This window comes from Planococcus sp. FY231025 (genome assembly GCF_052078085.1).
Lineage (GTDB): Bacteria > Bacillota > Bacilli > Bacillales_A > Planococcaceae > Planococcus.
In genome coordinates this window covers 365,793-381,535 of the sequence record NZ_JBQJJG010000007.1, presented here as the reverse complement: position 1 = coordinate 381,535, position 15,743 = coordinate 365,793, and the positions used below count along the sequence as shown (strand labels likewise).

11 protein-coding genes and 2 riboswitches are annotated in these 15,743 nt (G+C 49.2%); all 11 genes read right to left on the bottom strand.

The window, feature by feature from the left end; translation table 11 throughout:
* Positions 1-785 precede the first annotated feature (785 nt).
* Entirely contained in the window at positions 786-2,120 is a 1,335-nt protein-coding gene (locus ACTL32_RS11700) for an NCS2 family permease (protein ID WP_441341655.1), read from the bottom strand.
* Positions 2,121-2,235: 115 nt separating this feature from the next.
* Positions 2,236-2,337, bottom strand: a riboswitch (purine riboswitch).
* Positions 2,338-2,461: 124 nt separating this feature from the next.
* Positions 2,462-4,000, bottom strand: coding sequence for a glutamine-hydrolyzing GMP synthase (gene guaA, locus ACTL32_RS11695; RefSeq protein ID WP_441341671.1), 1,539 nt, complete (start codon positions 3,998-4,000; stop codon positions 2,462-2,464).
* A gap of 126 nt (positions 4,001-4,126) precedes the next feature.
* Positions 4,127-4,228: riboswitch (purine riboswitch) on the bottom strand.
* Between the two features lie 31 nt (positions 4,229-4,259).
* The gene (locus ACTL32_RS11690; RefSeq protein WP_441341654.1) at positions 4,260-6,446 is read right to left on the bottom strand and encodes a transglutaminase TgpA family protein; all 2,187 of its coding nucleotides are present in this window, start codon (positions 6,444-6,446) and stop codon (positions 4,260-4,262) included.
* Positions 6,443-7,657 (bottom strand): DUF58 domain-containing protein, encoded by a 1,215-nt coding sequence (locus ACTL32_RS11685; RefSeq protein ID WP_441341653.1) that lies wholly within the window; start codon positions 7,655-7,657, stop codon positions 6,443-6,445. Before ACTL32_RS11685 ends, ACTL32_RS11690 begins: the two co-directional genes overlap by 4 nt.
* Positions 7,654-8,604, bottom strand: a complete 951-nt coding sequence (locus tag ACTL32_RS11680) for an AAA family ATPase (protein WP_441341652.1) — start codon at positions 8,602-8,604, stop codon at positions 7,654-7,656. Before ACTL32_RS11680 ends, ACTL32_RS11685 begins: the two co-directional genes overlap by 4 nt.
* Positions 8,605-8,766: 162 nt before the next feature.
* On the bottom strand, positions 8,767-9,594 hold the full coding sequence (gene nadE, locus ACTL32_RS11675; protein WP_441341651.1) for an ammonia-dependent NAD(+) synthetase: 828 nt from the start codon (positions 9,592-9,594) through the stop codon (positions 8,767-8,769).
* 13 nt (positions 9,595-9,607) lie between these two features.
* Positions 9,608-11,080 carry a nicotinate phosphoribosyltransferase gene (locus tag ACTL32_RS11670; RefSeq protein ID WP_441341650.1) on the bottom strand — a complete coding sequence of 491 codons (1,473 nt, stop codon included), beginning with the start codon at positions 11,078-11,080 and terminating at the stop codon, positions 9,608-9,610.
* A 427-nt stretch (positions 11,081-11,507) separates the two neighbouring features.
* Positions 11,508-13,223, bottom strand: coding sequence for a dihydroxy-acid dehydratase (ilvD, locus tag ACTL32_RS11665; protein ID WP_441341649.1), 1,716 nt, complete (start codon positions 13,221-13,223; stop codon positions 11,508-11,510).
* 314 nt (positions 13,224-13,537) lie between these two features.
* Positions 13,538-14,212, bottom strand: a complete 675-nt coding sequence (locus ACTL32_RS11660; protein ID WP_441341648.1) for a GNAT family N-acetyltransferase — start codon at positions 14,210-14,212, stop codon at positions 13,538-13,540.
* Positions 14,213-14,313: 101 nt separating this feature from the next.
* Entirely contained in the window at positions 14,314-14,472 is a 159-nt protein-coding gene (locus tag ACTL32_RS11655) for a hypothetical protein (protein WP_441341647.1), read from the bottom strand.
* Positions 14,469-15,707 (bottom strand): helix-turn-helix domain-containing protein, encoded by a 1,239-nt coding sequence (locus ACTL32_RS11650; protein ID WP_441341646.1) that lies wholly within the window; start codon positions 15,705-15,707, stop codon positions 14,469-14,471. Before ACTL32_RS11650 ends, ACTL32_RS11655 begins: the two co-directional genes overlap by 4 nt.
* Positions 15,708-15,743: the final 36 nt, after the last annotated feature.

The following is a 15,743-nucleotide window of genomic DNA, read 5'->3' as shown; positions in this document are numbered from 1 at the left end:
CGCCGCCAGCGTTCGTCCTGAGCCAGGATCAAACTCTCCATTATAGAAGATTTGATTGCTCAAATGCTTGCTGGCGTTCCGCCGTCCCGAAGGACGCGCGGCTCGCTTTGATCTGCATAAGCTGATCAGTAAGTTGTTTGCTCCGATCGCCTTGCGGCGACCCTCGCAGAAATTTGTTTCGGCGTCGGAACGCCTCGACAATTTTTGTTGACGTTTTGCTGTTCAGTTTTCAAGGTTCAATTGTTCGCCGTTTTCACAGCAACTTTATCACTTTACCTCATATCGTTTTCGATGTCAACATTTTATTTCAATGTTTATCTAGTCGCTTAGAGGACGCTTATAAATATACCAAGGCTGCAATAGAAAGTCAACACTTTGTGTGAATAAAATAAATTAATATTATAAGTGTCTGCTTTTTTATTATAACTGAATGTTCAAAAAAATCAACCCTAAATAATATTACATTTTTGAAAGTAAGTTTTTTCTTTACATGACATGCACTGGGTATTGATAATGCCCCCGCCTCCTGCTCCAGTTTCTTCTATATATAATGTTCTGTTGCTCCCACTTTAAAACCGTTATTTTTTATCCCAGGATTTTCACAGTGAAGCAAGGAATCATTCGAAGCCTTTTTGTCCGAATCCCTCCGTTGAAGAAAACGTGATTTTCTTCCGGCACGTTTACAATCCGTGCTCATCCACCAACAATCTCTTTCAACTTCCACACCGCCGTCCCTGAAATTCAAATTAAAAAAACTCCGCCAGTTTCCGGCGGAGTTTCTTCTCTTAAACTAGGAAAATGAAATACAAAACGAAAATTACAAACAGACCGTACATGATCGGATGCACTTGCTTGCCTTTGCCGGCAGCGATCATGGTAATCGGATAGAAGATGAATCCGATCGCGATACCTGTTGCGATGCTGTACCCGAGCGGCATTGCAATCATGGTGAGAAATGCCGGTACCGCTATTTCGAATTTCGTCCAATCGATTTTGCCCAGAGCCGATACCATCAAGACACCAACAATGATTAAAGCTGGAGCCGTAACTGCACTCGTGATGACTTCGAGCAGTGGATAAAACAAAATCGAAACCAGGAACAATACACCCGTGACTACTGAAGCAAATCCGGAGCGGGCTCCTGCTGCAACTCCTGATGTCGATTCAATGTAAGAAGTTGTAGTCGATGTTCCGAAGATTGCGCCTGCCACTGTAGCAACTGCATCGGCAAGCAATGCTTTGCCTGCACGCGGCAATTTGTTTTCTTTGATCAAGCCGGCTTGGTTTGCTACCGCAACCAGCGTTCCGGCTGTATCGAAAAAGTCGACGAACAGGAAAGTCAGGACGACAACCAAAAACTGAATTGTCATTAGTGAACTCGGATCGTTGAAGATTGGCTCTAAAGCGACGCCGAATGTTGGGGCCATGCTCGGTACACTTCCGATGATCGCGCTTGGAAGTTCAACGATGCTGAAAATCATCCCGACAACTGCGGCGATAAGCATACCGAAAAAGATGCCGCCCTTCACTCCGCGGACCATGAAAATCACGGTGATGACCAAACCGAAGATCGCGAGGAGCGTCGAGGGATTGGTCAAGTCGCCCAATCCGACCATTGTATCCGGATCTCCGATAATGATGCCCGCGTTCTGGAAGCCGATGAACGTGATGTACAAACCGATACCTGCTCCAACTGCCATTTTCAAATCTGCAGGTATGGCATTGATGATCCGCTCACGCAGACCTGATAACGAAAGAATGATGAAAATGAGCCCGGAGAACAATACCCCGGTCAAAGCCGTCTGCCAAGGAATGCCATATGTCAAAATGACCGTGTAAGCGAAGAATGCATTCAGTCCCATTCCCGGAGCAAGGGCAATCGGATACTTCGCGACAATTCCCATCATCAAACTTCCTACCGCTGCAGCCAGCGCAGTTGCCATGAATACCGCTCCATAATCCATCCGAAGTGCATCCGGCAGATCCGATACTGAGCTTAGAGTCAATGTCAGGGGATTGACCACCAGGATATAAGCCATAGCTAAAAATGTCGTTAAGCCGCCGATGAATTCCTGACGGTAGCTTGTCCCCAGTTCTTCAAACTGAAAATACTTCTTCATTATTATTTCCTCCGCGTGTCGCCGCGATAATGTTGGAAAACAGAAAAACGCATACAGCTCCTTGCCGTATGCGTTCGATTTATCTCCATAAAAACCTATAAGGAGGCCCGCTTTTAAAATAAAGGGGCAAAATCGTAGTCGAGTCATTTACGGTAACTCGGTAGAAACTTTCGGGCCATATTCCCGACATTATACGACAACGTTATTTAATTTCTATAGTAGAATAACACAGCATATGGCATAACACAACATAAAACACGAACATTAAATGATTTATACAAGATATAGTTCGTGAATATTCAAAAAAAGCTGAAGCACCGTTTTCGGGGCTCCAGCTTTTTTTATTCCCACTCGATAGTTGCAGGCGGCTTGCTCGTAATATCGTAAAGCACGCGGTTGATATGCGACACTTCATTTACCAGACGGACACTGATCTTCTCTAAGACATCCCACGGGATACGCGCCCAGTCTGAAGTCATGCCATCAATCGATGTTACTGCACGGATGCCGATTGCGTAATCATACGTTCGTGCATCCCCCATGACCCCAACGCTGCGGATATCAGGAAGAACCGTAAAGTACTGCCAGATGTCCCGGTCAAGGCCGGCTTTGCTGATTTCATCGCGCAGGATCCAGTCGGATTCGCGGACGATTTCCAGTTTTTCTTCTGTGACCGCACCCATGATGCGGATTCCTAGGCCAGGGCCTGGGAATGGCTGCCGCCAAACGATTTCATCCGGCATGCCGAGCTCGGTGCCCAGCACGCGGACTTCGTCTTTGAACAATGTATTCAAAGGCTCGATCAACTTGAACTGCATGTCTTCCGGCAAACCGCCGACGTTGTGATGCGATTTGATGGTTTGTGCAGTAGTTGTCCCGCTTTCGATAATATCCGTATAAAGAGTTCCTTGTGCCAGGAAGTCCATGCCTTCCAATTGGGAAGCTTCATCATCAAAGACATAGATGAATTCATTGCCGATGATTTTCCGTTTTTGTTCCGGATCTGAAACGCCTTCCAATTTCTTCATGAACCGCTCGCGCGCATCAATTTTGATGACATTCATATTGAAACCGTCAGCAAAAGTTTTCATGACACTTTCCGCTTCGCCTTTGCGCAGCAGGCCGTGGTCCACGAACATGCATGTCAGCTGATCGCCGATCGCTTTGTGGATCAATACCGCTACCACTGATGAATCGACCCCGCCGCTTAGTGCACAAAGCACTTTTTTGTCGCCGACTTCTTCACGGATTTTCTGGATTTCTAGCTCGATGAAGTTTTCCATTGACCATTCATCTTCCATGCCGCAAACGTCAAAGACAAATTGGCGCAAAAGTTCGTTGCCGTAGATCGAGTGGCGCACTTCCGGGTGGAACTGCACGCCGTAGAACCCACGGGATTCGTCAGCCATCGAAGCGATCGGACAGCCTGCGCTTGTTCCGACGACGTCAAAACCTGGCGGCACTGCAGTCACCAAATCTCCATGGCTCATCCAGACAATCTGTTCTTCCGGAAGGTCCTTGAAGATTTTGCTTTCTTTTACGAGTTCAAGTTCCGCTTTGCCGTACTCGCGGTTTTTCGCCTTTTCCACATTGCCTTTCAAATGAAGCGCCATGAGCTGCATGCCGTAGCAGATCCCCAGAATTGGGAGGCCCATTTCAAATATCCCATCGTCTACTGAAAAAGCGTTCTCGTCATATACGGAATTCGGTCCGCCGGAGAAAATGATGCCGGTCGCATTCATGTCGCGGATTTCATCAGCAGTAATCGTATGCGGATGCAGTTCACTGTAAACACCAATTTCACGAATACGCCGTGTAATCAATTGGTTGTACTGGCTTCCAAAATCCAAAACCACAATTTTCTTTTGTTCTTTTAACATCGGACTTGCTGGCACACTCTTCACCTCTTCTATTCAATTGGAGCCTCAAAATAACAAAAGAACGCGAAAATGGACTCCTCGCGTTCTTCTGCTCTACATCAAAAAGGCGAATGCACATGTCTGAAGGCATGCGTCATCCACCTTCATAGTCAAGTCATTTCCGGGGACTTGGTAGAGACATCTGGTCCATATTACCAGACATATATGAGGGCACCTGTACTTTTAATTTTCTCAATTGTACAAGGTAGCCCCGCCAAAATCAACCGGTTGTCTGTTTGATTAAATTTTCCCAACTTTCTTTCAGGTCATGCCAACGAATGGTTTCGGCTTTCCCTCCATATACAGAGCGTTCATAAGCCTGGGTCAGCTTGGTCATATCGCGCGAGCCGAAAAAGGAATCGATGTAAGCTGCATATGACTTTAAGGTCTGCCCTTCCTTCCGTTTGATGCCGTAAAGATCCAGTTGCTTCAACAAACGCAAATATGCTTTTTCGAACGTTGCCGCATTATCGCCGCGGAAACGGTAGTACGGGATCAGCAATTTCGGAAGCCATTTCTGCCGCATTTTATACATAATGGCAATAAACAATCCCAAACCAGCAAGCCCCAAAAGGATTTTCCCGATGTTTTCTTCCAAGAAGAAGCCGATTCGGTTCATCTGGGTCGGTTCTTCATCTGCTGGATCAATCGTTGCCTCATCTTCTATTTCCGGAATGGGATTCGGCCGCTCCGGCGCTTCAACCGCTTCATCTTCCGGCTGGTCGGCTTCCACGTCGAAGTCGATCGACGCCGCTCCGGTAAAGCCGATTGTCGGTTCAAAAAGCATCCAGCCGACTCCCGGCATGTATGCTTCAACCCACGAATGGGCATTGTTATTGGTGATTTGATATGTTTCCGTTCCATCTTCCACCGCTATCAGTTCGCCTTCATTGAACCCTTTGACCCAACGTGCCGGAATGTCGAGCGACCGGAGCAGCACCACCATTGAAGTGGAGTAATTATCGCAATAGCCTTTTTTTGTTTCAAATAAAAACTGGTCCACATAATCCTGGTCCTCTTCCGGCACCGGAATATCGACCTGGCTGTACTCGAAGCCAGCGGTGCTGAAATAACTTTCAATTGCGCGCGCTTTGTCATAGATATTGGCAGAATCCGCTGTGATTTCAGCCGCCAAGTCCCTTACCCGCTGCGGCAATTCTGCCGGCAGCTGCTTATAGCGGTCGAATTCGGCCGGCAAAGCCGCCAAATCATCATCCGAAGTGCTCCGCAAAGCGGTCAAGCTGTACACTGGCTCACTATAGCCGATTTCATAGGCTTCGGTCTCAATCGGCTGGCCTTGTGAAAAGGTTTCAATGCGCTGGTCCGCAGAATTGTACTCGAAGTCAACTTCCCCTCCAGCCAATACGGATTTCATGCCATACGGATAAAGAACGAAAGGGAATTCCTGCGCCATATCCACACTCGCATCGTCCTCCTCCGCTTCTTCCCCCGGCACGAAATCGGTCAGCAACAGATCGCCGCTGCCGAATACGCGGGATTCACCGACATTTTCCGTCAGTTCCCATCCTTTCGTCGTGTAGATATCCTTCGATTCCACTTTCCAATATTGCCCGTCTGCCACTTCCGCCCGGAACACCGGAGTATTGTCTCCGATGAAAGAGCCGCCGAGCTGGGAATCATCCACTCCATAGCCGATTCTTCCGATTGTGCCCCCCGGTCCGCTTCCCGCTTGCTCGGAAAACGAAGTGATGTACGGAACGGGATCAGGCCAGATAGGTCCAGATTTCGGCAAATACAATGCCAGTACGGTCGTTGCCGCAATCGCCAGGAACAGCGGAATGACGTAAGCCGCTATCTTATTCCCCGGCAGTTCGATGCGGTGCCGCTCCGTCCAGCGCGCAAGATGCAGGAGACCAGCAAGCAGCAGTCCAATGACCATGATCCGGACGATGGCAACATTCCCTGTGTACGGGCTGAATGTATCCAGCACCGCGACAAAGATGACTGTCAGCAAATAAAACAGAAAGATGCTCAGCCGGTAGCTGACCCAGTAATGGATCAGATAAACCGCCATCCACAACAGCGCAAAAAACAGCACTGTCCTGAAAATGTCGGTTGTTTCCGCCCAATTCTGTGAAAAGACCGCCTGCATATCAGTGGAGAAGCTGTCCCACAAGAAACGGATGGCCTCTCCGGTGAAAAAGGCATCATCGGTATAGACATAAATGATGAACCAAACGATAAAGAGAAACTTGAGCGGCCCCGAAACCCACCAGGGAGTTTTCAGCAGCGCCAGCAGAAGCGCGGCCGCGATGAAGAATAAAAACAACGGCTTGTGGCCCGTGTTGGTCAAGACGATCACCGGCGTCAGCCATTCAGCGAGCAGGAAAAAGACCAGCACATACAGCACTGCCATAAATCCTTTGTTTTTTCGGATGGATGTCATTTCCCGCTCACCTCCGTGAACACTGATGCATAATTTTCAGGGCTGATCCGCTTGACGATAAACCCTTTCGAACGAGCGAATTGAAAAGCCCTTTCGTCTTCAGGCGAGGGCTTTTCCCCTTTTTCCATTACGACCAGGCACATGCAGGCGTTCAGGTTGCGGACGTTGCGCTGGATCGCCTTGATCATTTCCATCGTCAGATTGGCAGTGACGTAAAGCATGCTGGATGCCTGGATTTCATTCAAATCGCGGTGGATCGCCTCTTCCACAGGACTCCTCAGATCAGGCTGCACTTTCGCAAGGTGGTACATGATGCGCTGCAGGTGCTCTTCCGACTGGATGCTCGGAAAATAATTGCGGGTTTCGCCGATCGACATATAAGCGACGCTCGAATTGGCCCGGACAATCGACTGCAGGATGGAAGCGATTAGCTCCACCTGCATTTCGAATTTATGAGACGGGGCCCGGTCATCAAGCAGGAACATATCCTGGGACTGGCGGTCCTCAAACTCTTTGGTCCGCATCGTCTGCGTGCGGGCAAACGATTTCCAGTGGATCCAGGAAACCCGGTCGCCCGGGCGGTAATCCCGCACGCCGGTTGCCATCGTTGTATCTTTGACGAGTGTGAATGGCGCGGCAATCGACCCTTGGTCGTATTTCGACTCAATCGGCCGATAAGCGATTTCGAACGTATTCGGATATACCAGCACTTTTTGCTGGAGCGGGATCAACTTGGATTTGCGCACCCATCCAAAAAAATCGGCAATTTCGATATTGACGCCCTCGAGGATATGCTCGCCGCGCGGCATATCGGAAATCTGATAAGTCCAAGTATATGATTTGCGGAATCCGGGAACGAGCATCTTCTGCCTTCCGCCTTCCGTCCTGCTGCGCAGCGCCGGCGAAGTCGTCTGTTCCGTAAGCACCGTATACAGCAGCGGGAACCGCCAATCCCTGTCAATTCGGACCGTTGCTGAGAAGTCGGCACCCTTTCGGATCTGCGGGGTATGGATCTCCCGGCTGAGGCGTATGTCCTTCAGCGGATAAAAGGCCAGTAAGAGCGAGTACAAGACAAAAGGCAGTGCCATATAGAAAATGAACCAGCTGACAAAACCGCCCTGGAACATGGCGTATGTGAAGGTGAACAGCAAGATGAACAGCACAAAGAAAAGCCTGCCACCCAAGTTCACGATGGGTGCTGTTTTGATCATTGGCCCACTAGCCTTTGGACAGGGACGCGCGTCTTCGCCAAGATGCGTTCTGTGATTTCGTCGGTCGTAATGCCGTCATACCGGGCTTCGGACCGCAACATGACACGGTGTCCGAATACGAACTTCGCCAAATACTGGACATCGTCCGGCGTCACGTAATCGCGCCCTTTTAGCATGGCATAGGCTTGCGACGCTTTCATGAGGGCAATCGATCCGCGGGGGCTGACGCCCAGATAGACATACGGGTCGATCCGTGTCTGGCGCGCCAAATCGACGATATAGCTGCGGATCGTTTCATCAACCTTCACCGTTTTGGCTTCTTCCTGAAGCGCAAGCACTTCTTCCAGCGTGATGACGGATTGGAGGTCTTCGATCGGCGTCGACAGTTGGGCACGGTTCAGCACCTCCATCTCTTCTTTCGGTGACGGGTAGCCCATTTTGACACGCAATAAAAACCGGTCAAGCTGGGCTTCCGGCAGTGGGTAGGTTCCTTCGTATTCAATTGGGTTCTGGGTAGCCATAACGAAAAAGGGTTTGGGAATGGGCATGGTAACGCCGTCGATAGTCACGGAAGCTTCTTCCATCGCTTCAAGAAGTGAGGATTGAGTCTTTGGGGACGTCCGGTTGATCTCGTCAGCAAGGATGATATTGCCCATGATCGGCCCAGGGCGGAAATGGAATTCCATGTCTTTTGGATTATAAATGGAAACGCCGATAACATCCGAAGGGAGGAGGTCAGGAGTGAATTGGATGCGCTTGAAATCGGCGCCTACCGATTTGGCTAGCGCTCTCACAAGCATGGTCTTACCGACGCCCGGAACGTCTTCGAGCAGGACATGGCCATGGGACAGCAGGGCGACAATGCTCAATTCTGCGATATCCCTTTTGCCGATAATCACTTTTTCAATATTATCAATAACGGCGTTCAGCCTGTCTTTAGCATTCATCTATATTCCTCCAATAGTGTGAAAGTGAATTTTTCAAATTGTCTAAAACTTATTACAAGCATAACGAATTTAGCTGAAATTCTCAACTCTCCAAAACTTTAAGAGGGACTTTTTTCGCAAATAAAAAACAGAACCCCCATTCCGGGCCCTGTTTTGTAAAACCTATTTCCAAAAATCGTCGTAGATCGTGATCGGCAGATGGCGTTTGTGCTGCGAACGGAGATAATAATTCTCCAACTTTTCCTGGGCATCCGCCGGAATCTTTTTGCCTTCCAGGTAATCGTCGATCATATCATACGTGATGCCCAATGCCACTTCATCCGGGATGGCCGGGCGGTCCTCTTCAAGGTCGGCAGTCGGAATCTTCATATAAAGATGCTCAGGGCTCCCGAGCTCCTTCAGCATCGCGCGGCCTTGGCGTTTATTAAGCCGGAACAGCGGCGTCACATCAGCGGCGCCATCGCCGTACTTCGTATAGAAGCCGGTAATCGCTTCTGCTGCATGGTCAGTGCCCAGCACCACCGCGTTTTTGGATGCAGCGATTGCATACTGCACTTTCATCCGCTCACGCGCTTTATCATTCCCTTTGATAAAGTCGGTCAAGTCGATTCCCGCCTCTTCCAGCGCATTGTCGCCTGCATCGACGGCTTCCTTGATATTGACCGTATACAATTTAGACGGATTGATGAAATCCAGCGCGTCTTGTGCATCGTGCTCATCAAATTGCTTGCCATACGGAAGGCGCACTGCGTGGAAGGCATACTTCTCTCCGCCGGTTTCCTCGTTCAGTTCATCGACCGCCATCTGGGCCAAGCGGCCAGCCAGCGTCGAATCCTGACCGCCGGAAATCCCTAGTACATAGCCTTCAAGAAACGGATGTTTCATCAAATATTCTTTCAGGAAATCAATCGTCTTGCGGATTTCTTCCTTCGGATCGATCACCGGCTGCACTTTCAATTCTTCGATAATCTGCTGCTGCAAGTTTGACATGGATTCTCCCCCCTTATTTCTTTCCAGCCATCTGCTGGATGGCATCTTTCACTTCCTGGATATTCCGCATTTTATTGTCCCAGCACTTCTGGCTGAGGTCCACCGGATATTCTTCCGGATTCAGCGACCGTTTGTATTCGTCCCACAACAGGTCGAGCGTCCCTTTGGAATACGCCTGGATGTCAGCGAGCGGCGGCATTTCATAAACCACTTCCCCGCTCCGGATGACCTGCTGGTGGATATTCACCGCATCGAAATTCGAAACGAACTTCGAGACGTACGTATGGACCGGGTGGAACATCTTCAAATGATCTTCCTGTGCCGGATCCTCGTCGTACATAGTGATATAATCGCCTTCTGATTTTCCATTTTCCCTATCTATTATCCGATAAACTTTTTTCCGTCCCGGTGTAGTGACTTTTTCGGTATTGCCGGAGATTTTGATGGTGTCTTCCATTTCACCTTCATCGTTTTCGATCGCCACTATTTTGTAGACTGCGCCAAGCGCCGGCTGGTCATAGGCAGTGATCAGCTTGGTGCCGATCCCCCACGAATCGACGCGGGCCCCCTGGGCTTTCAGGTTCAGGATGGTGTACTCGTCGAGGTCATTCGATACGACGATTTCCGTATCCGGGTACCCTGCTTCGTCCAGCATTTTACGCGCTTCTTTTGATAAAAACGCGATATCGCCGCTATCCAGCCGGATGCCCTGGAAATGGATGCTGTCGCCCAGTTCTTTGGCCACACGGATCGCTGTCGGAACCCCGGATTTCAGTGTATCGTAAGTGTCAACGAGGAATACACAGTTTTTATGGCGTCTCGCATACGCATGGAAAGCTTCATATTCATCCTTATACGCCTGGACCATGGAATGCGCATGAGTGCCGGCTACGGGAATGCCGAATTTCTTTCCGGCACGCACATTGCTTGTCGCCTCCAAGCCGCCGATATAGGCTGCGCGCGTTCCCCACACCGCCGCATCCATTTCCTGGGCACGCCTTGTGCCGAATTCCATCACGCGCTCGTCTTTGACGATCTGCTTGATGCGGCTCGCTTTTGTCGCTATCAAGGTCTGGTAATTGACGATGTTCAAGAGCGCCGTCTCGACCAGCTGCGCTTCCACCAGCGGCGCTTCGATGCGGATCAGGGGCTCGTTTTGGAAGACCAGCTCCCCTTCAACGACTGAATAGACATCTCCTGTGAACCGGACGCCTTTCAAATAATCGAGGAAATCATCTCTATAGCCGACCTCTTCTTTCAAATAGGCAAGATCGCTGTCGCTGAACCGGAAGTTCTTGAGGTAATCAAGCACACGTTCCAACCCTGCAAAAACTGCGTATCCATTGCCAAACGGCAATTTCCTGAAAAACAGCTCAAACACCGCTTTGCGCTCGTGCATGCCGTCTGCCCAATAAGCTTCGGACATATTGATCTGGTATAGATCGGTATGTAATGCCAAACTGTCGTCTAAGTAAGTCTTCACCATTCCTATCTCCTTCTTCCGCTATTATTGATAAACTTAATTATACCCTAAGTGCGATATTTCAAAAACGAAATGTCCGCGAAGAAATAAGGGTTGACATTCCGGTGTGAATGTGCGATACTAATTTAGTTAACAAAAAGGTAACTGGTAAATTTTGATAATCTGGCATTCTACAAGAATGTTTTTGAATATACTTATTCACACTGGCGCGATTAGAGGATCGCAAGGACGTAAAAGAAGGTAGGGTTTACGTTGCTTAAGTTAGAAAGCCTCAGTGGAACTATGACCGCGGCACAGAAAGTTAATCCTTTCAATGGAAATGATTCCCCGATAAAACGGGTTGAAAAATTGAGTCAAAACTTTATAGATGTTACCTGAAAAAACAAAGGGCAGCCCTCACATCGAGGGCTGCCCTTTTCCAATTCTTTTATTAATTTTTCACAGTAACCGTTGCTTCCGTTTGTTCTCTGTTCAAATAATCGGTTACCGCCCCTTTTGAAGAGCAAGTGACGTTATGCGCATACTTCCCGAGAACGCCTTTCTTATGCAGCGGCGGTGCCACCCATGCTCTGCGGCGCGCTTCGAGCTCTTCTTCTGGCACATCCATCGTGATTTCCTGCGTATCCGAATCGATCGTAACGATATCGCCTTCTTTCAGAAGAGCGATCGGTCCGCCGACTTGCGCTTCCGGCGCAATATGCCCGACTACCAATCCGTGCGTGCCTCCGGAGAAACGGCCGTCGGTCAACAACGCCACTTTTTCATCCATTCCTTTTCCGACGAGGATTCCTGAAATCGACAGCATTTCCGGCATTCCCGGCCCGCCTTTCGGTCCCACGTAGCGAATGACCAATACGTCGCCGTCGTTGATCTGGTCTGCCATTACAGCCGCTGTCGCTTCCGGTTCGTTGTCGAAAACGCGTGCCGGCCCAGAATGGCGTTTCACTTTGACGCCGGACATTTTCGCTACAGCGCCGCGCGGCGACAGATTCCCTTTCAAGACGATCAGCGGACCGTCTTTCCGCTTCGGATTATCAAACGGCATGATGACTTGCTGGCCATCCAAAAGATCCGGCGCCTCTTTCAAGTTCTCCGCCAAGGTTTTGCCGGTGACGGTCATGCAGTCGCCGTGCAGATAACCTGCCTCAAGCAGCATTTTCATCACGGCTTGGACGCCGCCTACACGGTGCAGGTCCTGCATGACGTATTTGCCGCTCGGTTTCAGATCGGCAATGTGCGGCACTGTTTTTTGGATGCGGTCAAAATCATCGATCGTCAAATCGACTTCTGCGGCATGGGCGATTGCCAGTAGGTGCAGGATGGCATTGGTCGATCCGCCAAGCGCCATCACCACCGTTATGGCATTTTCAAACGCTTCTTTTGTCATGATGTCTTTCGGATAAATGCCTTGTTCCAGCAAATTGTACACTGCAGCACCGGCAGCTTCGCAATCCGCCAGTTTGCCGTCCGTTTCTGCCGGATTGGATGAGCTGCCCGGCAAACTCATGCCCATCGCTTCTGCAGCGGATGCCATGGTGTTCGCCGTATACATGCCGCCGCAAGACCCTGCGCCCGGACAAGCCGCACACTCAATTTTGCGGAGCGCTCCGTCGTCGATTGCGCCGGCATTGTGCTGCCCGACTCCTTCGAATACCGATACGATGTCAATATCTTGTCCATTGTTTCTGCCCGGCGCGATAGTGCCCCCGTAAACGAAAACAGCCGGAACTTCGGAATTGGCGATGGCAATCAAACAGCCCGGGATGTTTTTGTCGCAGCCCCCGATGGCGACCAGGCCATCCAGACTTTCAGCACCTACTACAGTTTCAATCGAATCGGCAATCACATCACGGCTTGAAAGCGAATATTTCATCCCTTCCGTCCCCATTGAGATACCGTCCGAAACGGTGATGGTGTTAAAAATCATAGGCTTACCGCCTGCCTCAGCCGCGCCTTTTTTCGCACTCACTGCCAAATCATGGATATGTATATTGCAAGGAGTGACTTCGCTCCAAGTACTTGCTATCCCAATCTGTGGTTTGGTGAAATCCTGGTCATCGAATCCTACTGCTCGCAGCATCGCCCGGTTCGGCGCTTTCATCGATCCGTCGAACACTTTACTATTGATTCGCAAGTCTTTTTTCATTTGGCATCTTTCCTTTCTTTTTTATTATTATAGAGAAATATTTACGCAATTCAATGAATTTCGAGTTTTATTTAAAATTATATTCAAATACTTCGAAAATCGTACACTTGTAAGCCTTTTCATGCCATTAAATGGTTTAAGGGGAGTTTTTGGTGTGTCTTTTTTGACATTGGAATTTTCCTTCCTTTATTTCTTATTCCAATAAAACTTTTCCAAATGCATGATGCAACGGGTAGGTAAAAAGTCAAAAAAAAATAGACCGGCAAAGAAAATGCACTTTTCTTCACCGGCCTGTATTGCCATTTTTATCATGGTTATTTTCGATCATTTTGAAACGGATTTTGCCATTCCATCAAAAGCGCGAAGTTCCGGGAATCCTCGTCTTCGAGGTAATTCACGGCAAGACCGACCGGCGTCCTGCCGCAACGGAGCAGAAATGAGATGACCGGGTCTTTCAGTTCGCCGGCCATTACGCGCTCCACGTATTCCTCCGGGCTCATTTCAGCTGCAAGTGCCCCATATCCAGGCATTCGGGCACCGCCAAGCACCCGTTCCAGCCGGTCATGCACCACGCGCTCATAGACCGCCTCCATCAGCAATTTCCCAAGGTCGAGTTTGCGGAAAGAAGGCTTGATGCAAATATCCGCGATATACAGCGTTTTTGCCTCATCTCGGTGATTGGTAAGGTAGCCGTCCCCAGTAATCTCGCTCCAGGCATGCTGGGGGTGATGCGGATCAAAATCGACGAGGAGGCTGGTAAGCGAGCCCGCAATCTCCCCTCCAATTTCAACGCAAAGCGCCCCTTCCGGGTAAGTCGTGAGATGGCTTTCCAGCTGGTCTTCACTCCACCAAAGATCTTCCGGAAACGGCGGCGGAAAACTTTCCCGCTGCACGTCGATTAATGCGGCGAAATCCTCTGCTGTATAATTGCGAACCGTTGCCAATACAGGTTTGCCGCCTTTGAATACGAATTGTTCTTTACGATACATCCCTTTCCCGCCTTTCCTGACATCATTTTCTTCTATATTAATATAAACGAAACGAAAATCCCCCAGCCGAAACAGCTGGGGGATCGATTTGTGGATTATGGTCACAGCGGCGGCACGATGACCGGCACTGATGACAATGGTTTTGCTTCTTCTTGCTGAACAGCAGCCGCTTGCACTTCCGTTTCTGCCTGAAGCTGCATTGCTCCTGTGATCGCTACAGCCAAGGCTGCAGTGATCACCATCTTTTTGCTGAATGTCATAATAATTCCCCTCCATTACGATTATGATAAGAGCGGTAGAAATTCGCTTTTTCCCACTCTTTTTGCTGCTGGTAATATTCCACCAAATCTGCAGCGATTTTTTTGCTTTCTTTTATATAACCATTTTTTCTGAAAAATGGAAACATTTTCTCTTCAGAATAGGTCATAAGGTCTGGTTGGGAAAAATTTCGCTTCTCGAAGTAGTTTACGTATATTTCAAAATGTTCATCTTCCGGTCTTCGGATCAGCGTCCGCACTTCTTCTATCAAATGTGTGGGATCGATTCCCGCTTCGATAGCCGCCTCGATTTTGCTGAGCAGCACCGCTTTATAGAAATCCGTATCTTTCGGGATGCTTTGCCGGATTTCCTGAAGCATTTCATACGCCTGGAGGGCTTCCCCTTTTTCCATAAGCAGTTCGACGTAATTATAGACCGTCTGATGGTACAGTTCCGTCTGCCCGGTCAGCTGGGCATTGCGAGTAAGCACGGTATAGATGCCGCTGGCCTGGACAAGCAGGTTCCGCCTCGTGTAATTCATGGCCAGCAGTAATTGCGCATGCAGGAGGCGGATGTAATTGTAATGGAGCTGATAGAACTGGACGGCCAGCTCCGCGTAATAGGCGGATACTTCGAAGCGGTCAAGAAGAATCAATAACCGGGCTTTCTGGTAATAGTACTCCCCTTCGAATTTCTGGGGAATGCTCTGGATGCCTTGGTCGAGCAAATCCAAGTAACCGAGCGCTTTGTCGTTTTTATTGAGCATGCTGTAATAGATCGCCTGGAAGAACTGATACAGCCATTTTTCGGGCGCGGTGAAAGAGCCTTGCAGGCGTTCGAGCAGTTTTTTCTGCGCTTCTGCCTGGATCTGGTTCGCTTCGAGGACATAAAAGCGGAATTTATACAGTTCAAACTGGTTGACCAAGTCTGTGGACTGGAGGTAATCGTTCTCTTGTTCCAGCTGCTTGAACAGCCTCCGTGTATTCTCCAAGTCATAATGCAGCAGGCAATCGATAAAATCGCTCAACTGGCGTTGCAGCCGGTTATGTTTGTCGATCTCTTTCGACCAATGGACGCCCATCTTGGCAAGCAGCGCTTCAATGGTCGACTCGTGCGGCGTATATGTATTGGATTCGATCTTGCTCAAATGAGAAATCGAACAAATTCCGTCGGCTAGTTGCAATTGCGTCATGTTGTTTTTGGTGCGGTAATATTTGATGACAGAACCGATGTTCATGAGCTCACCCTTTATGTCTGAATAATTAAATTTTAC